We start from the raw sequence: 22,112 nt of genomic DNA on the forward strand, positions 1-22,112 counted from the left end.
AGATGACGACGGGAGGACGACGGCGGGAACGGGTGTCGGATCTTGCCTGCCGCCGTGAGATCGGCTTAGCACTTTCCCAATAGGCGCGCAAATGCTAAGCACTTATGCCAAAAGGGGAAAAAGTCAAAAAAAGCTTATGACCAATCTGGGCGATCTCGAAATCTTTGCCAAGGTCGTTTCGACGGGAAGCATGTCGCTTGCCGGGCGCATGCTCGGCTTTTCCCCCGCCGTCGTTTCCAAGCGGATCAAGCGGCTGGAGGACCGGCTCGGCACCCGGCTTTTGCAGCGCACGACGCGGCAGATCTCGCTGACGGAGGCCGGCCAGGGTTTCTACGACCGCGTTCTCGGCATCCTAGCCGGGCTGGAAGAGGCCGAATTTTATATTTCCGGCCGCGCGGCGCAGATGCACGGGACGCTGAAGATCTCGGCACCGACCTCCTTCGGCCGCATGCATATCGCGCCGCACCTGAAGGCCTTCATGCAGGCGCATCCGGAGCTGGCGATCAACCTGGTTCTGACCGACGAATTCAGCGACATCGTCGGCGGCGGCTTCGATCTGGCGATCCGTATCGCGGAACTCACCGATTCCAGCCTCGTTGCCCGGCGGCTGGCGCCGGTTCGCCGGCTGCTCTGCGCCTCGCCGGATTATCTCTCGGCACATGGCGAGCCGCGTGATATCGACGATCTGAAACACCATCGCTGCCTGCCGGCACACAATGGCGACAACTGGCGGCTGAACGGGCCGAATGGGGCGCTCAGCCTGCGGCCGGAAGGCATGCTGGTCACCAACTCCAGCGAAGTGATCCGCGAGGCTGTCATATCTGGCCTCGGCATCGCGCTGCGCTCTACCTGGGATATCGGCGAAGAGCTCAAGGCCGGCCGTCTGGTGCAGGTGCTGCCGGCCTATGAAGGCTCGCACAATGTCACGCTGTCGGCCGTCTATCCCAGCCGGCAGTTCCTGCCGGCCAAAGTGCGGCTGTTCATCGACTATCTCACCGAACTTTACGGGCCGGTTCCCTACTGGGAGCGCTGACACTTCAGCACCGCTTAGCGCGCCAGATGGAAATCGGCATTCGCCACCATGCCCACGCACGAGTCCACGTTCAGCTCTTCGGCGGCTTTGCTGCCATGACGGCCTGGAAGGCACGGACGGCATTGAGCGGCATAGTTACCACATTTACAAAAATCCTAGTGGAACAATTGATGCCGCCATTGATTAGGAGTCCGGACGAAGCCATATTGTACACCTGTGCAATGCGACGTATTCGAGACAGGACGTGACGGATTTCTGAGCCTGCCCGAGCTCGATTTCCCTTAATGAAACAGCGATCAAATCGCGTTTCGGATCGTCCGAGGCTTTGGATTGCGTAAGCTTTTCGTGATACACGTATATGAGTGATTCCTAACAACCGCTGCGAAGGTGACCCGACAATTGACTCTTCTCGCCCGATTGGCATCCGATGTGCAACTGATGTTTCGGCGGCCGCCGCGACAGCAATATGGTGCGATCTGTTACCGGGTGAAGAAGAAGAGCGGTGAGGTCGAAGTGTTGTTGCTGACGAGCCGCGACACCGGCCGCTGGGTCATCCCCAAGGGCTGGCCGATGAACGGGAAATGTGCTCATGAGGTCGCCGCGCAGGAAGCCTTCGAGGAAGCCGGTGTCCGCGGCGTCGCCGAAACGGAGACGCTCGGTGCCTACACCTATCCGAAGGTGTTGCGCGACGGGGTGCAGGTTGTCTGCAAGGTGCAGGTCTATGCGCTCGAAGTCACCGACATGGCAAAGAACTTCAAGGAAAAAGGCGAGCGCCGCATCGAATGGGTCTCGCTCGACGAAGCGGCCGCGCGGGTGCGCGAACCGGAGCTGCGCGGCCTTTTCCTCGCCTTCAAGCGCAAGATGACCGAGCGGCTTTCGGCCAAAGCGGCAAAGCAAATTCCGGCGGAATGAATCCTGCCATCTTGCGCTGCTAAAAAGGCAGCGTAAAAGCAGATTCATAGTTGGAAGAAAGAATGCCGCCCCGCCCCGCCGTTCTCACGAAACGCACGCTCGACAAGGACCTCGACAAGATCACCCATGCCGAGGATGCGGCAAAGCACGTCTTGCGGCGGCTGGTGGCGCCTGGCCTCGGGCTGATCTTCGTCGGCCTGACGATGATCTTTGCCGGTGTCTATGTGTTCGACCGCCCGGGAGCGATGCTCGTCGTGGCGGCGGCGGCCCTTGCCGGCTACATGGCGATGAATATCGGCGCCAACGACGTGACCAACAATGTCGGTGCGGCCGTCGGTGCGCGCGCCATGACGATGGGCCAGGCACTCATCATCGCCGCGATTTTCGAGGTCCTCGGCGCCACGATCGCCGGCGGCGAGGTCGTCAAGACGATTTCCTCCAACATCGTCGACGCCGTGCAGGTGCCGCAGGCGATACTTGGCTGGATCATGATGGCGGCGCTGATGGCGGCGGCCCTCTGGATCAACCTCGCCACCTGGATGAACGCGCCGGTTTCCACCACCCATGCGATCGTCGGCGCCGTGATCGGCGCCGGCATCTCGGCCGTCGGGACGGAGCCGGTGAATTGGCGGGTCATGCTGGAGATCACCTCGAGTTGGATCACCTCGCCGCTGATCGGCGGGCTGATCGCGGCCGGCCTGCTCTACCTCGTCAAGACCCTCATCATCTATCGCGACGACAAGATCGCGGCGGCTCAGCGCTGGGTGCCGGTGCTGGTCGCGGTGATGGCCGGCGGCTTCATGGCCTATATGGTGCTGCAGCTGTCGCCGCCCGGCCAGTTTCCGTCTTTCACCGTCATCCTGATCGGCATCGGCATCGGGCTGGTCAGCTGGCTTGCCGCCCGGCCGCTCGTCCTCGCCCAGGCGCGGGATCTCGAAAATCGCAACAGCTCGCTGCGGGTGCTGTTCCGGCTGCCGCTGATCGGCTCGGCGGCGCTGCTTTCCTTCGCGCATGGCGCAAACGACGTTTCGAACGCTATCGGGCCGCTTTCGGCGATCGTCCATTCGGTCGGCATCGGCGGCGTCGACGGCGTCGGGCATCCGCCGCTCTGGGTGATGCTGATCGGCGCCTTCGGCATCTCCGTCGGCCTGCTGCTGTTCGGGCCGCGGCTGATCCGGCTGGTCGGCGAGGAGATCACCAAGCTCAATCCAATGCGGGCCTATTGCGTCGCGCTGTCGACCGCGTTCACCGTCATCGTCGCCTCCTGGCTCGGCCTGCCGGTCAGCACCACGCATATCGCCGTCGGCGCCGTCTTCGGCGTCGGCTTCTTCCGCGAATGGTATACGCGCCATTCGAAGCGCCGCATCGCCTATATCCGGCGCAAGGCCGAGAGCTTCGATATCGACGAGCCGGAGGAGCCGAACATCCATGAGCAACGCCGGCGCTATCTCGTGCGCCGCTCGCATTTCATGACGATCGTCGCCGCCTGGATCGTCACCGTGCCGGTCTCGGCAGCGCTTGCCGCCGTGATTTATTGGGCTATGTTCGCGCTCTTCGTCTAAAGCGCGTCGCGATCTTTCAGATTCGCGTGCCGCGGTTTAGGTCTTTGTTTTCCGCATGTCTTTAACGCAAAATCGCTGCACACTTTTGCGAGACATGCTTCGAGACCCTGAGTTTTTCGAATGCGCGCCAATTTTCGCATGCAACGGCTTTTCGTCGACGCGCCGCTTTCTGCCGGCGCCGCCCTCGAGGCGAATGCCGATCAGTTCAACTATCTCGCCAATGTGCTGAGGATGGAGGACGGGGCGGAAATCCTGCTCTTCAACGGCCGCGACGGCGAATGGAAGGCGAGCCTCTCCTTCCCCACGCGCAAACGCATTCAACTGATGGCAATCGAAGAGACGCGGCCGCAGCCGGCACCTTGCGACCTGCATTATCTCTTTGCGCCGCTCAAGGTCGGCCGCATGGATTATCTGGTGCAGAAGGCGGTCGAAATGGGCGCCGGCCTGCTGCAGCCTGTTATGACCCAGCATGTGCAGGGCAAGATCACCAATCTCGACAAGCTGCGCGCCAATGTCGTCGAGGCGGCCGAGCAATGCGGCGTACTCGGCATTCCCGAGGTGGCCGAACCAGTGAAGCTCTCCGACCTGCTCGACCGTTGGCCGAAGGAGCGCCGCATCATCTATTGCGACGAGGGCGAGGCCGGGCAGAACCCGCTGCCGGTGCTGTCGGCGATCCGGGAAAAGCATCTCGCGCTGCTCGTCGGGCCGGAAGGCGGCTTTTCGGAAGAGGAACGGGGCCGGCTTCGAAACCTCGATTTCGTCACCGCCATTCCGCTCGGACCGCGCATCCTGCGGGCCGATACGGCAGCCGTTGCCGCCCTCGCCGTGGTGCAGGCGGCGATCGGCGACTGGAGCTGACGGCGAAAACGGGTGGACATGGAAATCGCTGCTATTTTTTTGATGCGTCGTTGAAAGAATTTCACTTGCAACAGACCTGACTTGGGTCCTAATCAGCCTTCCAGCTGCCCTGCCCCCTGGGCGCTTTTTTCGAATACAGGTACCCGCATGGCCCGCGACACTACCGACCAGACACCGCTCTCTTCGGTTCAGGATCTGACCGATTACATCGCCGCGGGCAACAAGCCGCGGGAGCGCTTCCGGATCGGCACCGAACACGAGAAATTCGCCTTTTTCCGCGCCGACAACAGCCCGGTTCCCTATTTCGGCGATGCCAGCATTTCGGCCCTGCTCACCGGCCTGCAGGAAAAAAGCGGCTGGGAGCCGATCATGGACGGCGGCAACATCATTGGCCTGGCCGAACAGAGCGGCATGGGCGCCATCTCGATCGAGCCCGGCGGCCAGTTCGAACTCTCTGGCGCGCCGCTGGAGACGCTCCACGAAACCTGCAGGGAATCGAACCAGCACCTGGCGACGCTGCGCGAAATCGCCGAACCGATGGGCATCCGCTTTCTCGGCATCGGCGGAAGTCCGAAATGGACCTATGCGCAAACGCCGCACATGCCGAAATCGCGCTACGAGATCATGACCCGCTACATGCCGAAGGTCGGCAGCAAGGGTCTCGACATGATGTACCGCACCTGCACGATCCAGGTGAATCTCGATTTCTCCTCGGAAGCCGACATGCGCCAGAAGATGCGCGTCTCGATGAAGCTGCAATCCTTGGCGACCGCGCTCTTTGCATCCTCGCCCTTCACCGAGGGCAAGCCGAACGGACTGCTCTCCTGGCGCGGCGATATCTGGCGCGACACCGACAACCGGCGCTCGGGCCTGCTCGATTTCACGTTCCGCGACGATTTCGGCTTCCGCGACTATGCCGAATGGGCACTCGACGTGCCGATGTATTTTATCGTCCGCGACGGGCGCTATCACGACTGCACCCATGTCACCTTCCGCCAGTTCATGAACGGCGCGTTGAAGAGCGCGGTCGCTGACCCGGCGCCGACGATGGGCGACTGGACGAACCATCTTTCGACGCTCTTCCCCGACGTGCGGCTGAAGCGTTTCCTCGAAATGCGCGGCGCCGATGGCGGTCCCTGGCGGCGCATCTGTGCATTGCCGGCCTTCTGGGTCGGCCTGCTCTATGATGATGCGGCCCTTCAGGCGGCCGACGACCTGACCAGAAATTGGAGCTTTGCCGAGGTCGCCGCGTTGCGCGACGCCGTCCCCGCCGAAGGGCTGAAGGCTGAGTTTCGCGGGCATGCGCTTCTCGACGTGGCGCGCGAGGTGGTCGACATATCGAGGACCGGCCTCAAGACACGCGGCAAGCTCAACCGCGAAGGCCAGGACGAAAGCATCTTCCTGGCGCCGCTCGACGAGGTGCTCGCCAAGAAGGCGACGCTCGCCGAGGACCTGCTGTCGCTCTATCACGGCCGCTGGAACGGCTCGGTGGAACCGGTCTTCGCGGACTACCAATACTAGGACGCGGACTCACCAACGCCAGCCAGAGCCGTATGGCCGCCAGCTTGAGAAAAGCGAGGCAGTTGGCAGCGCGCTTGCCGTAGCAGGTCGCAATGCTGTCGGTAGGCGCCGCAGCTTGATCGTCTTGGAAGAGCCTATGTCTACCGGCTGGCAGCGTGCTAAGCTTGTCAAATGACGGCCGCCACCCAGTACAGTTTTCGCAGAGCGACGTTGGATGATCTCCCGTTGCTTGCAGCATGGCAATCGAACCCGCATGTCCGCGCATGGTGGGGCTCAGATGAGCCGTACGATGCAGAAGACTTGGCTGATCCCAGGGTCGCGCGTTGGATTGTTTCAACCGCCGGACGCCCCTTTGCGTTCATGCAGGACTATACCGTCCACGGCTGGGAAGATCACCATTTCGCCAAGCTTCCCACGGGATCGCGGGGAATCATCGGCGTTGGGCACGGATCAGCATTTATCGGGGCGAGAATGGGGGCTCTCTTCGATGCGGGTGTACCCGTTATAGCGACCGATCCTCACCCTGCCAATGAACGGGCGATTGCCGTTTACAGGAAACTGGGTTTCGAGCCGTCCGGATCACCTCAAGAGACGCGGTGGGGCTTGATTTTGCCAATGCTTGCGAGGCGGTAAGCGGCATACCATCATTCGCAGCTTCGTCCGCATCTCCGGGCTTCTCCAACTTGGAAAACTCGCTCCGGTTCTTTGCTGGAACGGCTTTAAGGTCGTATGGCAAAAAGCGGTTTGCACATTACCTTTTCCGGATATAGTGCGTTACACGCGTCACGACTCGGGGAAAGGGACCTCCATGCTGCCACTCTTCGACATGATGATGCAGGCACAGAACGGTGCGGCGATGGAAGCAGTCGCCCGGCAGTTCAACCTGGCGCAGGAACAGGCGACCAAGGCGATGGCGGCGCTGATGCCGGCCTTTTCTGCCGGCCTGAAGCGCAGCACCAGCAATCCTTATGATTTCGTCGGGCTGATGCAGGCCGTCGCCTCCGGCAATTATGCACGCTATTTCGAGGATATGAGCCGGGCCTTCACGCCGGAGGGCATTTCCGACGGCAACAACATCCTTGCCCAGCTTTTCGGCTCCAAAGAGGTTTCGCGGGCGGTCGCCGCCCAAGCGGCGCAGATGACCGGGATCGGCCAGGATATCTACAAGCAGATGCTGCCCGTCTTGGCCGATACGCTGATGGGCGGGCTGTTCAAGCAGACGACCGGCCAGATGGCCTCGCCGGTCAACCCCTTCGTCAACACGGCAATGGCCGAGACCATTCAGAAATGGCTCGAGAGCACCGGCTTTGCGCCGAAACCGAAGGCCCCGGAACCCAACATCTTCGACAATCCCTTCACCCAGGCGATGCAGCTGATGTTTTCGATGCCGAAACAGGAACCGGCGCCTCAGCCGAACCCCTTCCTCGACAATCCCTTCGCCAAGGCCTTTCAGGAAATGATGGCCGGGCTCGGCCAGCAGCCGCCAGCCAAACAGCCGGCGGCCAAACAACCGGCGACCAAGGCGCCGGAGGCGCCGAAGGAGGAGGCAAAAGCCAATATCGAGAGCTATAGCAACATGTTGAACACCATGTTCGACAGCGGGCTTGAGGTGCAGAAGAACTACCAGCGAAATCTCGAAGCGATCTTCGAAACCTACCGGCCGAAGCCCCCTGAACCCAAGGCATAAAAAAACCCGGTGATGGCTTGGGAAAAGCCGATCACCGGGTCAAGCGGCAGGGCTATTGGCTGTCACCCTGCGGGGAAACTCGACGCTCCTAGTCCTCGTGAGGGCGGAAGAGCTGCAGGCGCCAGCGATTGCGCGCCGAGCGCGTCAGATGTTCCGACGGGTCCTCGAAAAAGGTCGAGGCCAGGAAGGCGGAGGTCAGGTCGGCCCTGGTGAGGCCGATATCCCTCAGCTGACTGTCGTTCAGATCATGCAGCCCGTTGACCTCCATTCGATTGCGAAACCCGCGAAAGAGGGAGACCAGCGGAGCGAGGCCTGCCACCAGACGCTGGTAAAGCGTCGGAGTAAGCTTGCTGCAGTCGAGTTCTGTTGTCCGGTTTGTAATAAGCATCGAACTCTCCTTTCTGTAGGGCACGCAACAACCCACCCCTCTCGCGAGGTCGTGCGGGAGGGGATAAGGCTGAATTTGCTTGGACAGGCAGGGTGTCTGTCCTTCACTTTGCTTGATTTGCATCCCGAAGATGCCAAAGACCTATTGATCAGTCCAACGAATGTTTCTAATGATTATCATCAGCTATCTTTATGGGTGACACCATGTCCGCGCCTCTTGATCTCGACCAGTTGCAGACTTTCATCGCCATCGTCGATTCCGGCAGCTTCACCAAGGCGGCCGACAAGGTCTACAAGACTCAATCGGCCGTCTCCATGCAGATGCGCCGTCTCGAAGAGCGCATCGGCAAGCAGCTCTTCATCAAGGACGGCCGCGGCAACCGGCTGACGGTCGAGGGCGAGAAGCTGCTCAATTACGCCCGGCGCATCATCCGCCTCAACAATGAGGCGATCGCCGCCTTCGACGACAACAGGCTGGAGGGGACGCTGCGCATCGGCACGCCCGACGATTACGCCGACCGCTATATGCCGGAGATCATCGGTCGCTTCGCCAAGACCCATCCGAACGTCGAGCTTTACATCGTCTGCGAGCCATCGGTGGACCTTGCCGAGCGCATGCACAAGGGCGAGCTCGACATCGCGCTCGTCACCCATAATCCGCGCGAGCGCATGTCCGATGTCGTCAGAACCGAGCCGCTCTGCTGGGTAGGCTCGGCCAACCACCCCATTCGCGACGACGCGCCCGTGCCGCTTGCCGTAGGCCGGCGCGATTGCCAGTGGCGTCAGCTCGCCTGCTCGGCTCTCGATGCGGTGGGGCGCGAGCACCAGATCCTGTTCACCAGCTGGTCCTGCACCGTTGTCGCCGCGGCCGTGCTTGCCGGCATGGCTGTCTCGGTGATGCCGGAATCGGCGCTGCGGACCGGCATGAAAGTGTTGAGCCAAGCGGACGGCTTTCCCGCTCTGCCGCCGGTACAAATCGGCATCATGAAGCGGCCCGGCGTCTCGATCTCGCTGATGAATGCGATCACCGCGCATATCACCGCCTGCCTCGACAACATCACGCCGGCAGTGATCGACGACAATCTCGAAGCCGAGGTCAAATCCGCACAGGCTCGGCTGCAGCCGCGCCTGAGGGCGGCCAATATGGTGCCGAGCTGGTAGAGGCTCTCAGGCCGCGCGCGGCGCGGCCTCGGTGAAAAGGGAGGCGCGAATGACGCGCTTCCATTCGGTGAGCATGCGCCGCGCAAGCGCCTCCTCGCTGACGGCGGCAAGCCGGATGACAGCGCCGATCAGATGGCTGAAAAGGTAAGTGCGCGCGAACACTTCCTCGTCGCAAAGGTCGGGAGCCAACCTGCGCACGGCGTCATGAAAGATGCCGGCGACGCGGCCGCTGTGCTCTATATTCAGCCGAAGCAGATCCTGATCGGTTTCCGTACCCATCCAGACGCCGAGATAGACGGGATCGTCATGGTAGGAATCGTAATACCAATCAATGATATCGCAGACGAGATCGAGCGCCTGGTCGAGCGACTGAACGTCGGAGAACATCGCCGCCGTCTTCGTCTGGATCGCCGAAGCGTGCTGATCGAACAGTGCTTTGACGATCGCCGCTTTCTCCGGGAAATACTGGTAAACCGAGCCGATCGGCACTTTGGCGGCGATCGCGAGTTCGGTCATCCGCATGGCGCTGACGCCCTTCTCGGCGATGATCCTGGCAGCGGCGGCGAGAATAAGATCCAGCCTCTGAATGCTGCGCTCCTGCTTCGGCTTCCTTCGCAAGCCGATGCGATCCATGCTTTCCACGCCCATGTCGTTCCCATTCTTATTGTTGCGCGCGGAGGCTTCTGCCACCAGCGCATCGAGCGGATATGACATGCAGGTCTTCATCAGGCGTAAACGGAAAAGCTCGCATTTTAACGACCGGCAAACGCGTATGAAAATCGGGAATTCAGCCGTTCCCACCGGTTGCGCCTGACTGGAGAATCCTTGAAATAGTTGCGAAATTCTCCTCAACGGGAAAAAAGCTGATGTCGCGATCCTTCGTTGCGAGGGAATGACCGTCGAGAAGTTTTAGAACTTCACAGACAGCGTCGCCTTAACCCCATGCTGCTGGGCGTCTTCCGCGATCTGGCCGGAATAGGCGATCCCGAGCGCAGCACCTTCGTTCAGGGCGACGTCAAGGCCGGCGTCGAGAACGAAGGCGTTCTCAGCCAGCGGCACGCCGGCGACGGTGAAGGCATCGCCTCCAGCAAAAGCCTGCGTCGACAAGGGGACGATATCGCCGGCGGCATGGCGCCAGCCAGACATGCCGTGCAGGACGGCACTCGTCTCTCCCAGGCGGATCTCCGTTTCGGCACGCAGGCCGAGCGTGGTGATGGTGGTGTTGGTCGTGCAGCCGGAGACGTCGAGTGCGGCCGCTCCGCCCTCTTCGGAAAAGCCAGCCGTTCGAATGCCCACATGGGCGAGATTGACGAAGGGCTCGAAAGAGGCCGCCGCCCTCTCGAACCGGTAGCCGAGCTCAGCAAAGCCCTGCAGCGTGCCGCCCCCATAGTTCGCGTCCAGCCTGTCCTCGAAGCTGCCGATCGCGACACGGCGGCTGGTTTCGATGGCATGCCACGTATAGGCGAGGCCGGAGCGGAAGGCGAGACCGCCCCAATGTGTGCCCGCATAGAGGCCGAGATGATAATCGTCGCTCGAACCCGACGAAGCACGGTGACGGGGATCGAACCGGGAATTGCTGTAGCCGGCCATCAGGCCGAACCTGACCTCGTCGAAATTGCTGTCGACACCGGCAAGAAAGCCGCCCGTCTGATGGCGGAATGTGGCGGCATTGCCATCCGTGAATGTCTCGCTCAGACCACCAAGGGCCGTACTCCAGAAAACCGGCCCGTCCGCAGTATCGCCGGCGGTCAGTTGCGGAGCGCCCGGCCAGAAGGCTTGTATCGGAACCATGGCGGCGACGGGGTCGCCGAAAGTGGAGCGCAGACGGTCGTTGGCGGCCTCGCGGAGAAAGAGGCTCTGCGTGATCAGCGCCGTCTTGATCGAGGCATGGATTTCGCCGGAAAGCGCGTCGAAGCTCGCTTGGATCTCAGACTCGTCGTCAGGCAAGGTGACGATGGCATCGTAGATGTCGTTGCCGACGCCAAGCGTCTCGGTAGCCTGCGCCACGGCAAACTGGTTGCGCGTGGCCGTCATGTCGCTGAAGCTCACATCATTGCGGGCAATTTCCAGGTAAACATTGTTCAAATCATAGGAGAGGTCGGCGGCCAGAAAGGCATAAATGGAGGTGACGGCGCCAAAGGTTCCGCTCACCCCGCCGCTCGCGGTGAGGATCGTATAGGTGGAGAAGGGCTTATAGTGGCCATTCATTCCGATATGGGAAACGGTCGCGCCGTTGAGAAAGGCAATGCCGGTAACCGAGATCAAATCGCTGGCGGTGCCGGCGGGATCGACCTCGACCTCATAAGTAGCGCCCGGATCGAAAGTGAGATTGCCGCCAACGGTCAAGGTTCCGATCGAATTGCCCGGCGCGATGGTGACGCCTGCCCCGGCGGTCAGCGCGCCGATATCACCCGAGCCGCCCAGTCTGCCGCCCGTCATCGTCAGGATGCCGCCAAGGCTGCCATTAACGATCAGGCGGCCGTCCGAAACCGTGGTCGTCCCGGTAAAGGCCGAACTGTCGCCGGTTAGGCGCAGGGTGCCGCTGCCGGCCATCGTGAAGTCGCCGCTGCCGGAGAGAGTGCCGCCATAGATACTGTCGCTCGCCTGATCGAGCGTGAGGTCGGCGCCGCCGAGCGCGATCTCCCCGCCGCTTCCCGAAAGCTCACCCATGGTCAGGTCGAAGCCGCCGAGATCGAGTATGCCGCCATTCACCGTATAGGCGCCGTTCTGCACGAAGGCGCCGGCGCTGCCCGCGACCAGCGTGCCGGCCTCGACCGTCGTCACGCCGGTATAGGCGTTGATGCCGGACAGCGTCAGCGTGCCGGTGCCCTGCTTGGTCAGGCCGCCGACGCCCTGCAAATCCGTGGTTATGCCGACAGCAAAGCCGTTGGTGTCGACAAAGGCGCCGCCGGCGTCGAGCGTCACTTCCCCGACACTGAAGCCGCGCAGGAAATTCGCCTCGTTGCCCGTAGCCCGCAGAATGCCGCCGTCGAAGACGAGGCTGGCACTGCCACCGCCTCTCTCGACATAGCCGGTTTCCAGGATGCCGCGCCCGCTCCCGGCGCTTCCGGCAAGTTCCACAGTGCCGGTAGCCCCGGAATCATCGGCGATAACGACCTCGGACGCCGATACCATGCCGGCATCGTCGATGCTCACGCTGCCTGAACCGAATTGGCCAACGACGAGCGCGCCGGAACTGATCCAGCTCGATCCGGCACCGGTCACGCTGACCACGCCGCTGCCGTTCGAACTGAAGCCGACATAACCGAAGCTGCCGGTGACCAAGCCACCATTGGAAATGGTCAGAGTTCCCGCGCCGGCCGCGCCGACCGAGACCTCGATGGAATTGCTCCAGAGCGAGTTGGCGCCCGTAACGATGACCTCACCGATGGCGCTGGAATCGTTGCTGATATAGCCGGATGCACTGTTGACCGTTCCGCCATTCGAAATGATCAGAGTGCCGGTGCCGCTGTCGCCGATAGTGAGATCCTGGAAGTTCGTCCAGGTCGAACCTGTACCGGTGACCGTTACCGTGCCGCTGGCGCCGGAGAAATAACCGATATAGCCGAACTGGTTGTCGACCACAGCGCCGTCTTCGATGGTCAGCACGCCGGTGCCCTGATGGCCGATATAAAGGTCGTCGGAATTGCTCCAGCTCGAGCCCGAGCCGGTGACCGTCACCGTACCGCTGGCGCCGGGATCGACGCCGAGCACGCCGGTATCATTGCTGACTGCGCCGCCATTGCGGATGATGAGGGTCGCATCGTCGCCATTCTGATCGCCAATGACGAGATCGGTGTTGATGGTCCAGGGAGCCGGCTGCGTGCCCGGGCCGGTGCCGCCAGGGTCGTTGCCGTCGACGATCTCCGTGTCGTTGCCGGTAATGATCTGCTGCGCCCATCCCGGCTCTGCTGCCAGCATCAGCGCCAGCGCCGCAGTGCTCGCCGAGCCCGCAAGTCGCAGCATGGCCATGCGATGGATCGCCGCCCCGCCTGTCCTCTCGTCCATCCTCGCTCGCAAATCGTCCCCGCCATCACTCGCTCGCGCAGAAATAGACGAATCAATTTAAATATTGGTAACCATGTTCCTGAGATTATTCTTCGACGACAGCGCGCGTGTCTTTCCAGACGCGCCAGGCATGCTGCAACATTTTGAATTTATGCATAATTTTGTTCTTGAATCGGTTCCCATTCAGGGAGTTATGCCGTGGGTCGCCGCGCGTTATCCCATTGCCATCCACCCGGCGAGCCAGACCCACATGGCGGCGAGCACGAGGTAACCGGCGGCGAAGATCGGGCTGCGGTAGCGCAGATCATTGCTGGTGACGTGGATGGCGGCATGGGCGTAGCGTAGGGCGACGAAGAGCCAGGCGAGCGCGACGGCGACAAGATTGTCGGCCTCGGTGACATAGAGAAGAATGCAGCAGGCGTAGAAGAGCACAGGCAGTTCAAACTGATTGGCGAGGCAATTCTTGACGGCGAGGCTTTCGGCCGGCTCGTCACGATTTTCGCGATAATCCGACTTCGCGATCTTGCCGGCGCGGACCATTTTTGCGCGCCGCTGCCCTAGAAGCGCATAAAGACCATAGACCAGGGCCACATGGGCAAGCAGTGGCCAGAAGATTTGATAGCCGGTCATATGCTCCCTCAAGTCCTTTCCGTTTCCGCAGTCGTTGCGAGGAGTAGCCGAAAGGGGAGCAGGATGCCAGCGGCTGAGGCCGCGTCTCAGTCCTGGCGCGGCGACAGCCAGCGGTGGATGGCAAGCCGGGCGAGGAGGATGAAGCAAATGGCGAGGCTTGCAAATTTCAGCCGGGTCATCCACGGCAACAGCTCTGCTGCCAGACTTGCAGATCCACCGTCGCCGAAGGCGATCAGACTTGAGATATTCTCGCCGTAGTCGGCAAGGCCGTAGAGAAACGGCAGCAGATAGACCGCGCGGCCCACGAGCGGATGCAGCGATCGTCCAAACCAGGCGCCGACGGGCCCGAGCCTGAGGAAGGCGAGGAACAGCAGCGCCGTCAGCAGCGCCGGAAAGATCAGCTCCGGCCCGAAATACATGGCGCTGAGCAGTCTCGCCGCCGTCTCGTTCTCATCGAGCAGCTTCTGCACGTGGAAGACGGCCGACTCGTCGTAACCGGCGAAATAGGTATCAAGCACCGCCTGGCCGGTTTCATGCTTGAAGGGGACGACGAAGCCGAAGGTCGTCCAGGCGAGCACGGCCAGGCAAAGAGCGGCGAGCAGCGTGAAAATCCAGAGCGGAATCCCGCTGCCCGCCTTCATGATCAGAGACCGGCGCCCGGATAGTTCGGGCTTTCCCGGGTGATCGTCACGTCATGCGCATGGCTTTCGCGAAGACCGGCGCCGGAGATGCGCACGAAGGTCGCCCGCTCCTGGAAATCCTTCAGGTCCTTGCCGCCGACATAACCCATGGCCGCCTTGAGGCCGCCGGCGAGCTGGTGGACGACGGCCGAGACCGGCCCCTTATAGGGAACCTGGCCCTCGATGCCCTCAGGCACCAGCTTCAGCGTGTCCCGCACCTCAGCCTGGAAATAACGGTCGGCCGAGCCGCGGGCCATGGCCCCGACGGAGCCCATGCCGCGATAGGCCTTGAAGGAACGGCCCTGGTAGAGATAGACCTCGCCCGGGCTCTCATCGGTGCCGGCAAGCAGCGAGCCGATCATGACGGCGGAAGCGCCGGCGGCGATCGCCTTGGCAAGATCGCCGGAGAATTTGATGCCGCCGTCGGCGATGACGGGCACATCCTGATCCTGGGCGGCCTGAACGGCCGACATGATGGCGGCGAGCTGCGGAACGCCAACGCCGGCGACGATGCGCGTCGTGCAGATCGAACCCGGGCCGATACCGACCTTGACGGCATCGGCGCCCGCATCGATCAGCGCTCTGGTGCCGTCATAAGTGGCGACGTTGCCGGCCATGATCCTGATCGAGTTGGACAGTTTCTTGACCCGGGTGACGGCATCCAGCACGCGCTGCGAGTGGCCATGGGCGGTATCGACGACCAAGAGGTCAACGCCGGCCTCGATCAGCCGCTCGGCGCGCTCGAAGCCGTCATCGCCGACGCTGATGGCGGCGGCGGCGCGAAGCCGGCCCTGCGCATCCTTGGAGGCGTTCGGGTTCAGCTGCGACTTCTCGATATCCTTGACGGTGATCAGACCGACACAGCGGCCTTCGGTATCGACGACCAGCAGCTTTTCGATGCGGTGCGAGTGAAGCAGGCGCTTGGCCTCCTGCTGATCGACGTTTTCCTTGACGGTGACCAGATTGTCCTTGGTCATCAGCTCGTGGATCTTCTGCTCCGGATCGGAGGCGAAGCGAACGTCGCGATTGGTCAGGATGCCGACGAGGCGGCCGGACTTCTCGACGACCGGGATGCCGGAGATGCCGTGCGACTTCATCAGGCCGAGCGCCTCGGCAAGCTTTGCGTCCGGCCCGATGGTGACCGGATTGACGACCATGCCGCTTTCGAACTTCTTCACCTGGCGGACTTCTTCGGCCTGCTCGACCGGCGTCAGGTTGCGGTGGATGACGCCGAGGCCGCCGGCCTGAGCCATGGCGATCGCCAGCCGGCTTTCGGTGACCGTGTCCATGGCCGAAGAGAGGATCGGGATGTTGAGGTCGAAGTCCCGGGCGATGCGTGTCGCGATGTTCGTCTGGCCGGGCATAACCTCGGAATGGCCGGGCTGCAGCAGCACGTCGTCGAAAGTGAGCGCGTCCGCGCCGGTTGCCGTTTCTATGATGCGGGCCATGGCCAAATTCCTTCAGTTAAGAGAAATGCAACCCGTCCCGGAAACGAATCGTCCGCCCCGGCGGTGTGCATGAGTTGCTTGGAAGTTGGCGAGGGCTGGTAACACGTCTATGACAGGAAGGAAATAGCAAAAAGCCCGGCATATTCGCCGGGCTCGTCATGGGTGCCATGCACGAAGAGCAATTCCGGGAAACCAGAGCCGCTTTCGATCAGATATCGAACTGATAGGTCTTCGGCACGAAGCGATAGCCGCCGTCCTGCCTCTCGGCGAAACCAACCGCCGGGAACGGCATGTGATAGCCGAGGAAGGCGATCTTGTCGGCCGCGATCATGTCGAAAACCTTACGGCGGGCGGCGGCCGCCTGCGCCTTGTCCATATCGAAGCGCACCTCCCAATCCGGCCGCAGCAGCGACAGGATATAGTGGTTGGCCGTATCGCCGGTCAGTACCAGGCGCTTTCCTTCCGATTCGACGTGGAACACCATGTGCCCAGGGCTGTGGCCGGCTGCCAGCATCGCGGTCATGCCCGGCGCGACGCTGGCGCCGTCCCTGATGAAGGTGGCTTTTTCGACGAGCGGCGCCACATTGGCGAGCACCGCCTTGTGGCCACCCTCGGCCGGTGTGCCCTCGCGCGCGGTGTTCGACCAGAAATCATATTCGGCCTCACCGATGACATAACGGGCATTCTTGAAGGCGGGCGCGCCCTCTTCCATCAGCCCGCCGATGTGATCGCCGTGCAGATGGGTCAGAGCCACCAGGGTCACGTCCTCGGGTGAATATCCCGCCACCTTCAGGCCCTCGGTGAGCTTTCCTAGCCCGCGGGCGCGGCCACCCGCGCCAAAGCCGGTGTCGACGAGAATGAGATCGGAACCGGTGTCGATAAGAACAGGCGCATAGCCGTTCAGGAGCTTGTCGGCCGGCAGGAAGTTTGCGGTCAGCAGCGCCTGGACGGTTTCGGGATCCTGATTGGTGCCGTAGGTCTCAAAAGGTTTTTCGGAGATATTGATCCCGTCCCTGACGACGGTGAACTTATAGGAACCGAGCTTGAACTGATTGATTTCGGGTAAAGGCGTTATATCCATACGTCTGCTTGCTCCAGTGACGGCCGCTTCGGCCTTCTCTCTCAAAATTGCCGGCGCCGCCAGTAGGCCGAGGCTTGCGGCAAAAAGCGTGCGCCGTGTCATTTGCGTTGAAATTGCCATATATCCATCCCCATGACGCGCTCTTGTCGCTCTGCGACCGATGACACCCTGCCGGATTTCTTGCTCCGGCAGCGTAGACATAGGTCAATCTTGATAGCGGACCTTGTCGGACAAGCCGCCTCACGCAGACGTGAAGCAAAGATCGCATCGAACCGGATTTGAGCATTGGCAGCTCCCTGAACTGGTACTAAACAACACGGGCCTTCCCGCCCTGATCTCGCGCCCTCAAGGCACCCGCCTATGAACCGCATCGTCCCGCTGATCCTCGCCGTCGCTCTCTTCATGGAACAGATGGATTCCACCGTGATCTCGACGGCGCTGCCGGCGATCGCCGCGGATCTCAATGTCGGGCCGATCACGCTGAAGCTGGCGCTGACCTCCTATATGGTGGCGCTTGCGGTGTTCATTCCGGTCAGCGGCTGGATGGCCGACAGGTTCGGCGCCAAGAAGATCTTCCGTCTCGCCATATCGGTCTTCGTCATCGGCTCGATCTTCTGCGCCATCTCCTCCAACCTCGTCGAATTCGTCTTTGCCCGCTTCCTGCAGGGCATGGGCGGGGCGATGATGACGCCGGTCGGCCGTCTCGTGCTGGTGCGCACGACACAGCGAAGCGATCTGGTCTCGGCCATGGCGCTGCTCACCATCCCGGCCCTTGTCGGCCCGCTCACCGGCCCGCCACTCGGCGGCTTCATCACCACCTATTTCAGCTGGCACTGGATCTTCCTGATCAACGTGCCGGTCGGCATCATCGGCATATGGCTGGCGACGATCTTCCTGCCGGAGGTGGAGGCGACAGCCCCGCCGAAGCTCGATTTTACCGGTTTCGTGCTGACCTCGTTTTCGGCCGCGGGCGTCGTCTTCGGCCTGTCGGTGGTCAGCCTGCCGGCCCTGCCGCCGATCATCGGCGTTGCCGCCACCGGCATCGGTCTCCTGTGCGGCTTCCTCTATGTCAGCCATGCGAAGCGCCACCCGGCGCCGATCCTTAACCTCGGCCTGTTCAAGAACCCGACATTCCGGGTTTCGACCACGGGGGGCAACCTCTTTCGCATCTGCGTCGGCGCCATGCCGTTCCTGACGCCGCTGATGCTGCAGCTCGGTTTCGGTCTGACGCCGTTCCAATCCGGCCTCATCACCTTTGCCGGCGCGATCGGCGCGATCACCACCAAATTCATGGCAAAGCGCGTCTTCGCAGCCATAGGCTTCCGCACGACGCTGATCGGCGCCGCCATGGTAACGACTGTCGTCACCGTCATTACCGGCCTGTTCACACCAGCAACGCCGCATCTCGTCATCATCGGCGTGCTGCTCATCGGCGGCTTCTCGCGCTCCTTCATGTTCACCGGCGTCAATGCGCTGGCCTTTGCCGATATCGACGATGCGCAAGCGAGCCAGGCAACCTCGATGAGCTCGGTGATGCAGCAGATCAGCCTGGCGCTCGGCGTCGCGGTCGCGGCCGCGATCCTGGAAAGCTCGATCTATATCAGGGGCGAGGCGCTGCAGGTGGCCGATTTCCACCTTGCCTTCTACATCATCGCCGGACTGACGGTGATTGCGACCATCCCCTTCATCAGGATGGACCGCAACGCCGGCGCGCTGGTTTCCGGACACCGCGCAAGGCGCCTGACGGGAGCGATCGAGGCCGACCAGCAAGCCGTGAAATAAGCTTTCTATTCAGGGCTCTCGCAGACGGCAGAGAGTTTGTTGCCGTCGAGATCGCGGACATAGGCGGCATAAAAATGGGCATGGTAGGAGCGCAGGCCCGGCCCGCCTTCATCGGCGGCGCCTGCCGCGATCGCCGCCGCATGGAAGGCATCGACGGCCGCCCGCGTTTCGGCCGTGAATGCGACCATGGCGCCGTTGCCCGCGCTCGCCCGGCGGCGATTGAAGGGCGTTACCACCCAGAAGCGGCAGCGCGTATCGCCGTCGGCGGAATAGCCGATCTCCTCCTGCGAATAATGCTGGCGGCGATAGCCGAGCACAGGCAGAACGGCATCATAAAAATGCCCTGCGCGATCAAGGTCGTTGGTTCCGAGCGTGACGTAAAGTAGCATGGGATCGTCATCATCGGCCTGGATCGGCCGGAGATCAAGCTTCCTCTGCTTGACCTTCCGCCTTGCGGCCTTTGAAGCCCTTGGCCAGCAAAAACATCTCAACCGATTCGGCGCGCGACGAGTTCGGCTTGACGTGGACGACCTGGCGGAAATTCTGCTTCAGCAGGGTGAGCAGATCGCGCTCGGTGCCGCCCTGGAAGGTCTTGGTGAGGAAATGCCCGCCCTCCCCCAGCACCTCGATGGCGAAATGGGCCGCGACTTCACACAGATGCATGGTGCGCAGGTGGTCGGTGCGGTGATGGCCGGTGGTCGGCGCCGCCATATCGGAGATGACCAGATCGGGCGTGCCGCCGACGGCCTCCATCAGCCTTTCCGGCGCACTCGGATCAAGGAAATCGAGCTGCAGGATCTTGACGCCGGGAAGCTGGGCCATTTCCAGGAAATCGATCGCGGCGACACGGACATCCTCATCGGTCGAACCGGTAACCTTGGCGGCGATCTGCGACCAGCTGCCGGGCGCCGCACCCAGATCGATGATGCGCTTGGCGCCGCGCAGGATGTGGTATTTCTCGTCGATCTCCAACAGCTTGAAGGCGGCGCGGGCGCGATAGCCCTCGAGCTGGGCGCGCTGCACATAGGGATCGTTGATGTGGCGCTGCAGCCACTGGCGGGAGGAGGCCTTCATCTTCTTGTTCTTGACGCGCTGGCCGAGCTTGCGGCCGGTGCGATTTCCCGCGATCGGTGCCTTGGTCATGCCCTTCCCCTCATTTCGCACGCTGGCCGGGGCGATTGCGATTGCGCCGCCACACGCCGTCATCAGCCATCATGTCGGTGAGCAGGCCTTCCCTCAAGCCGCGATCGGCAACGCGCATGCGCGGGCTCGGCCAGCGGCGGCGGATCGCCTCGAGGATGGCGCAGCCGGCGAGCACCAGATCGGCCCGGTCCGGTCCGATGCAGGGATTGGCCGCGCGGCTGTCGAAATCCCAGGAGAGAAGTTTTGCCTGCATGGCGGAGACCTCGTCGTCCGACAGCCAGATGCCGTCGACCTTGCGCCGGTCATAACGCGGCAGGTCGAGATGGACGCCGGCAAGCGTCGTCACCGTGCCCGACGTGCCGATCAGGTGGAAATCTCCGGTCTGGACAATTTCGATCTCGGGGCAATCGAAGCTCCCGAGCATGCCTTCGACCTCGCGCACCATGCCTTCGAAAAGCTCCGGCGTCACATCGCGCCCGCCGTGACGCTCCGACAGCGTCACGACGCCGACCGGCAGGGACGTCCAATGCGTGATGTGATTGGCGAGCCGGCTGAAGCGATTGTCGCCGATGCGGATGACGGCGATCTCCGACGAGCCGCCGCCGATATCGAAGAGCACGACGGAGCGTGTCTCGCGACCGACCAGCGAAGAGCAGCCGGAGACGGCAAGCCGCGCCTCGGTCTCCCGATCAATGATTTCGAGCTCGAGGCCGGTTTCGGCAACGACGCGGCCAAGGAATTCCTCGCCATTGACCGCCTGGCGGCAGGCTTCGGTGGCGATCAGCCGCATGCGGCGGATCTCCCGGCTCCTGAGCTTGGAGGCGCAGACCCTCAGCGCCTCGATCGCCCTTTCCATCGCCTCGTCAGACAGACGGCCGCTCGCCGCAAGGCCCTCGCCGAGGCGCACGATACGGGAAAAGGCATCGACGACGCGGAACTGGCCCGGACGGGTCGGCTGGGCGATGAGCAGACGGCAATTGTTGGTGCCGAGATCGAGAGCCGCATAAAGCTCTTCCGGCCAGGCATATTCGCCGGGCTGGCGATCCGACTGGCGCGCGTGGCTCTCCGAGCGGCCCTTGCGGCCGGCGCCGGCGCCGTTCTGCATGTCGCGCGGGACGGCGGCACGCGCCGTCTCTTCAACCCTGTTTTCCTGCGCCTGGATATGGGAAGGCTTTGCCGATGTCAGCGGCCGGCCCTGCAGGCCGCGTTTGCCGCGGTGCTTGCGGCGGTTGCGCCGGCTCGACGGCGGATCGCCATCGGACCGGGCGGCATTGGCCGCAACGCCCGTCTGTTCCATCGGCTGGGGTTGAGGTGCGCCCTCCTGCAAGGCGCCATGGCCGCCGCGACGGCGCCGCTTGCGCTTGCGGGCCGGATGTCCGGCGGCATCTTCCATTGGGCGCGCTGGCTGCCCGGCATTGCCGGAGAGCTCATGCGAAGCGGGATGAGCGGCGCTGCGGGTTTGCCCGCCGCGCTTGCCCTTGCGACGCCTGGACTTCTTGCCGTCCTTGCGCCCTGCCGCCAACGCCCCGTCAAATTGCGGCTTTACGCCGCCTTCGGGGTCTTCCACGTTGTTTTTCCATCGCGCCGCGCAACTCCCTGAGGTATGCAGCAGGCGCTCATTCGATTTTTGCGTTGCCGCAAGAATATCAGCGCCCGCCAAAATCACCAAATTCTTTTTTGGGAGAGGGATTTGCAGAATAGTTTCGGCCCTGGCCGAGACGGCCGTTTTTTTTCAAAACAGGTATTTGCAATCGGCGGGCTTTTGTTTATAAGCGCCGCACACCAGCCGAACCGCCCGCCGGTTCGCCCTTGCTGGGGAATAGTTCAATGGTAGAACAGCGGACTCTGACTCCGTCGATCTTGGTTCGAATCCAGGTTCCCCAGCCAAATCTTGTTTTCCGTTATTATTCAGTCGCTTAACTAGTTAAGCCCTAAGCCAACCGGAACAGTTATCCGCATCATTTTCCCGGACCATCGTCGGATTGTCGCGTAAAAAAATCGTGGGTCGCATTCCTGCTCCTGGAAGGTCTTCATTCGCGTCCATGATTCCCGCTCGGACGAATTTTACCATCCATCATCGGTTTGCCCGCCGACGGCCTGATGGGTTCTTTTGTGCAATTCTCCTGAGCCTATCAGAATAGTCAAAGATAGCGCGCTTACGCCAGCTGATACGCGCCGAACCTGGTCGAGCTGACGAAGGCTCAGAAGTGGGATGGCAA

At 62.2% G+C, this 22,112-nt stretch carries 19 protein-coding genes and 1 tRNA gene; 10 read left to right on the top strand and 10 right to left on the bottom strand.

Annotation, left to right across the window (positions count from 1 at the left end; genetic code table 11):
• The first annotated feature begins 136 nt into the window (after nt 1-136).
• The 7 genes from C4N04_RS26565 to C4N04_RS26595 all read left to right on the top strand — a co-directional run bounded on the left by C4N04_RS26565 (nt 137) and on the right by C4N04_RS26595 (nt 7,573).
• Nucleotides 137-1,033, top strand: coding sequence for a LysR family transcriptional regulator (locus C4N04_RS26565; protein WP_106797436.1), 897 nt, complete (start codon nt 137-139; stop codon nt 1,031-1,033).
• Between the two features lie 399 nt (nt 1,034-1,432).
• Entirely contained in the window at nt 1,433-1,945 is a 513-nt protein-coding gene (locus C4N04_RS26570; protein ID WP_106797437.1) for an NUDIX hydrolase, read from the top strand.
• 62 nt (nt 1,946-2,007) lie between these two features.
• On the top strand, nt 2,008-3,507 hold the full coding sequence (locus C4N04_RS26575; RefSeq protein WP_106797438.1) for an inorganic phosphate transporter: 1,500 nt from the start codon (nt 2,008-2,010) through the stop codon (nt 3,505-3,507).
• A gap of 120 nt (nt 3,508-3,627) precedes the next feature.
• Complete coding sequence (locus tag C4N04_RS26580; protein WP_106797439.1) at nt 3,628-4,365, top strand: 16S rRNA (uracil(1498)-N(3))-methyltransferase; 738 nt, start codon at nt 3,628-3,630, stop codon at nt 4,363-4,365.
• 147 nt (nt 4,366-4,512) lie between these two features.
• A complete protein-coding gene (locus C4N04_RS26585; RefSeq protein WP_106797440.1) occupies nt 4,513-5,886 on the top strand; it encodes a glutamate--cysteine ligase in 1,374 nt (457 codons plus the stop codon).
• 171 nt (nt 5,887-6,057) lie between these two features.
• Entirely contained in the window at nt 6,058-6,519 is a 462-nt protein-coding gene (locus tag C4N04_RS26590; RefSeq protein WP_158775599.1) for a GNAT family N-acetyltransferase, read from the top strand.
• A 175-nt stretch (nt 6,520-6,694) separates the two neighbouring features.
• Nucleotides 6,695-7,573 (top strand): DUF937 domain-containing protein, encoded by an 879-nt coding sequence (locus C4N04_RS26595; RefSeq protein WP_096768726.1) that lies wholly within the window; start codon nt 6,695-6,697, stop codon nt 7,571-7,573.
• An 88-nt stretch (nt 7,574-7,661) separates the two neighbouring features.
• Here the strand turns inward: C4N04_RS26595 and C4N04_RS26600 are convergent, their stop codons facing one another.
• Nucleotides 7,662-7,961 (bottom strand): DUF1127 domain-containing protein, encoded by a 300-nt coding sequence (locus C4N04_RS26600; RefSeq protein WP_096768727.1) that lies wholly within the window; start codon nt 7,959-7,961, stop codon nt 7,662-7,664.
• Between the two features lie 203 nt (nt 7,962-8,164).
• Here C4N04_RS26600 and C4N04_RS26605 point away from each other — a divergent pair, with 203 nt between their 5' ends.
• Nucleotides 8,165-9,121 carry a LysR substrate-binding domain-containing protein gene (locus C4N04_RS26605; RefSeq protein WP_038692260.1) on the top strand — a complete coding sequence of 319 codons (957 nt, stop codon included), beginning with the start codon at nt 8,165-8,167 and terminating at the stop codon, nt 9,119-9,121.
• 6 nt (nt 9,122-9,127) lie between these two features.
• On the opposite strand, the gene C4N04_RS26610 is transcribed toward C4N04_RS26605, so the two are convergent.
• From C4N04_RS26610 to C4N04_RS26635, 6 genes are all read right to left on the bottom strand, one after another.
• On the bottom strand, nt 9,128-9,769 hold the full coding sequence (locus tag C4N04_RS26610) for a TetR family transcriptional regulator (RefSeq protein WP_106797462.1): 642 nt from the start codon (nt 9,767-9,769) through the stop codon (nt 9,128-9,130).
• Nucleotides 9,770-10,030: 261 nt separating this feature from the next.
• Nucleotides 10,031-13,129, bottom strand: coding sequence for an autotransporter domain-containing protein (locus C4N04_RS26615; protein ID WP_106797441.1), 3,099 nt, complete (start codon nt 13,127-13,129; stop codon nt 10,031-10,033).
• A 213-nt stretch (nt 13,130-13,342) separates the two neighbouring features.
• Nucleotides 13,343-13,759 carry an MAPEG family protein gene (locus tag C4N04_RS26620; protein WP_096762675.1) on the bottom strand — a complete coding sequence of 139 codons (417 nt, stop codon included), beginning with the start codon at nt 13,757-13,759 and terminating at the stop codon, nt 13,343-13,345.
• Between the two features lie 86 nt (nt 13,760-13,845).
• Nucleotides 13,846-14,400 (bottom strand): hypothetical protein, encoded by a 555-nt coding sequence (locus tag C4N04_RS26625; protein ID WP_096762676.1) that lies wholly within the window; start codon nt 14,398-14,400, stop codon nt 13,846-13,848.
• Between the two features lie 2 nt (nt 14,401-14,402).
• Nucleotides 14,403-15,887: an IMP dehydrogenase gene (gene guaB / locus C4N04_RS26630; RefSeq protein ID WP_038687056.1), complete on the bottom strand. Its 1,485-nt coding sequence runs from the start codon at nt 15,885-15,887 to the stop codon at nt 14,403-14,405.
• A 208-nt stretch (nt 15,888-16,095) separates the two neighbouring features.
• Complete coding sequence (locus C4N04_RS26635) at nt 16,096-17,088, bottom strand: MBL fold metallo-hydrolase (protein WP_096762677.1); 993 nt, start codon at nt 17,086-17,088, stop codon at nt 16,096-16,098.
• 240 nt (nt 17,089-17,328) lie between these two features.
• On the opposite strand from C4N04_RS26635, the gene C4N04_RS26640 reads away from it, so the two are divergent.
• Nucleotides 17,329-18,750, top strand: a complete 1,422-nt coding sequence (locus tag C4N04_RS26640; protein ID WP_106797442.1) for a DHA2 family efflux MFS transporter permease subunit — start codon at nt 17,329-17,331, stop codon at nt 18,748-18,750.
• Between the two features lie 5 nt (nt 18,751-18,755).
• On the opposite strand, the gene C4N04_RS26645 is transcribed toward C4N04_RS26640, so the two are convergent.
• The 3 genes from C4N04_RS26645 to C4N04_RS26655 are packed head-to-tail and all read right to left on the bottom strand — an operon-like array spanning nt 18,756 to nt 21,460.
• Nucleotides 18,756-19,139, bottom strand: coding sequence for a VOC family protein (locus tag C4N04_RS26645; RefSeq protein ID WP_106797443.1), 384 nt, complete (start codon nt 19,137-19,139; stop codon nt 18,756-18,758).
• Between the two features lie 34 nt (nt 19,140-19,173).
• Nucleotides 19,174-19,893, bottom strand: a complete 720-nt coding sequence (locus C4N04_RS26650; RefSeq protein WP_106797444.1) for an RlmE family RNA methyltransferase — start codon at nt 19,891-19,893, stop codon at nt 19,174-19,176.
• Between the two features lie 10 nt (nt 19,894-19,903).
• The gene (locus C4N04_RS26655) at nt 19,904-21,460 is read right to left on the bottom strand and encodes a Ppx/GppA phosphatase family protein (protein WP_106797445.1); all 1,557 of its coding nucleotides are present in this window, start codon (nt 21,458-21,460) and stop codon (nt 19,904-19,906) included.
• A 246-nt stretch (nt 21,461-21,706) separates the two neighbouring features.
• Between C4N04_RS26655 and C4N04_RS26660 the strand changes: the two genes are divergently transcribed.
• Nucleotides 21,707-21,780: transfer RNA gene (locus tag C4N04_RS26660), tRNA-Gln, on the top strand.
• Nucleotides 21,781-22,112: the final 332 nt, after the last annotated feature.

The organism is Rhizobium sp. H4 (genome assembly GCF_003013335.1).
In the GTDB taxonomy this organism is placed as follows: domain Bacteria; phylum Pseudomonadota; class Alphaproteobacteria; order Rhizobiales; family Rhizobiaceae; genus Rhizobium; species Rhizobium sophoriradicis.

Bases quoted from the DNA above. Each gene is read 5' to 3' on its own strand.
- C4N04_RS26565 (WP_106797436.1), top strand. From the start codon at position 137: ATGACCAATCTGGGCGATCTCGAAATCTTTGCCAAGGTCGTTTCGACG.
- C4N04_RS26575 (WP_106797438.1), top strand. From the start codon at position 2,008: ATGCCGCCCCGCCCCGCCGTTCTCACGAAACGCACGCTCGACAAGGAC.
- C4N04_RS26580 (WP_106797439.1), top strand. From the start codon at position 3,628: ATGCGCGCCAATTTTCGCATGCAACGGCTTTTCGTCGACGCGCCGCTT.
- C4N04_RS26585 (WP_106797440.1), top strand. From the start codon at position 4,513: ATGGCCCGCGACACTACCGACCAGACACCGCTCTCTTCGGTTCAGGAT.
- C4N04_RS26590 (WP_158775599.1), top strand. From the start codon at position 6,058: ATGACGGCCGCCACCCAGTACAGTTTTCGCAGAGCGACGTTGGATGAT.
- C4N04_RS26595 (WP_096768726.1), top strand. From the start codon at position 6,695: ATGCTGCCACTCTTCGACATGATGATGCAGGCACAGAACGGTGCGGCG.
- C4N04_RS26600 (WP_096768727.1), bottom strand. From the start codon at position 7,961: ATGCTTATTACAAACCGGACAACAGAACTCGACTGCAGCAAGCTTACT.
- C4N04_RS26605 (WP_038692260.1), top strand. From the start codon at position 8,165: ATGTCCGCGCCTCTTGATCTCGACCAGTTGCAGACTTTCATCGCCATC.
- C4N04_RS26610 (WP_106797462.1), bottom strand. From the start codon at position 9,769: ATGGGCGTGGAAAGCATGGATCGCATCGGCTTGCGAAGGAAGCCGAAG.
- C4N04_RS26615 (WP_106797441.1), bottom strand. From the start codon at position 13,129: ATGGACGAGAGGACAGGCGGGGCGGCGATCCATCGCATGGCCATGCTG.
- C4N04_RS26620 (WP_096762675.1), bottom strand. From the start codon at position 13,759: ATGACCGGCTATCAAATCTTCTGGCCACTGCTTGCCCATGTGGCCCTG.
- C4N04_RS26625 (WP_096762676.1), bottom strand. From the start codon at position 14,400: ATGAAGGCGGGCAGCGGGATTCCGCTCTGGATTTTCACGCTGCTCGCC.
- guaB (WP_038687056.1), bottom strand. From the start codon at position 15,887: ATGGCCCGCATCATAGAAACGGCAACCGGCGCGGACGCGCTCACTTTC.
- C4N04_RS26635 (WP_096762677.1), bottom strand. From the start codon at position 17,088: ATGGCAATTTCAACGCAAATGACACGGCGCACGCTTTTTGCCGCAAGC.
- C4N04_RS26640 (WP_106797442.1), top strand. From the start codon at position 17,329: ATGAACCGCATCGTCCCGCTGATCCTCGCCGTCGCTCTCTTCATGGAA.
- C4N04_RS26645 (WP_106797443.1), bottom strand. From the start codon at position 19,139: ATGCTACTTTACGTCACGCTCGGAACCAACGACCTTGATCGCGCAGGG.
- C4N04_RS26650 (WP_106797444.1), bottom strand. From the start codon at position 19,893: ATGACCAAGGCACCGATCGCGGGAAATCGCACCGGCCGCAAGCTCGGC.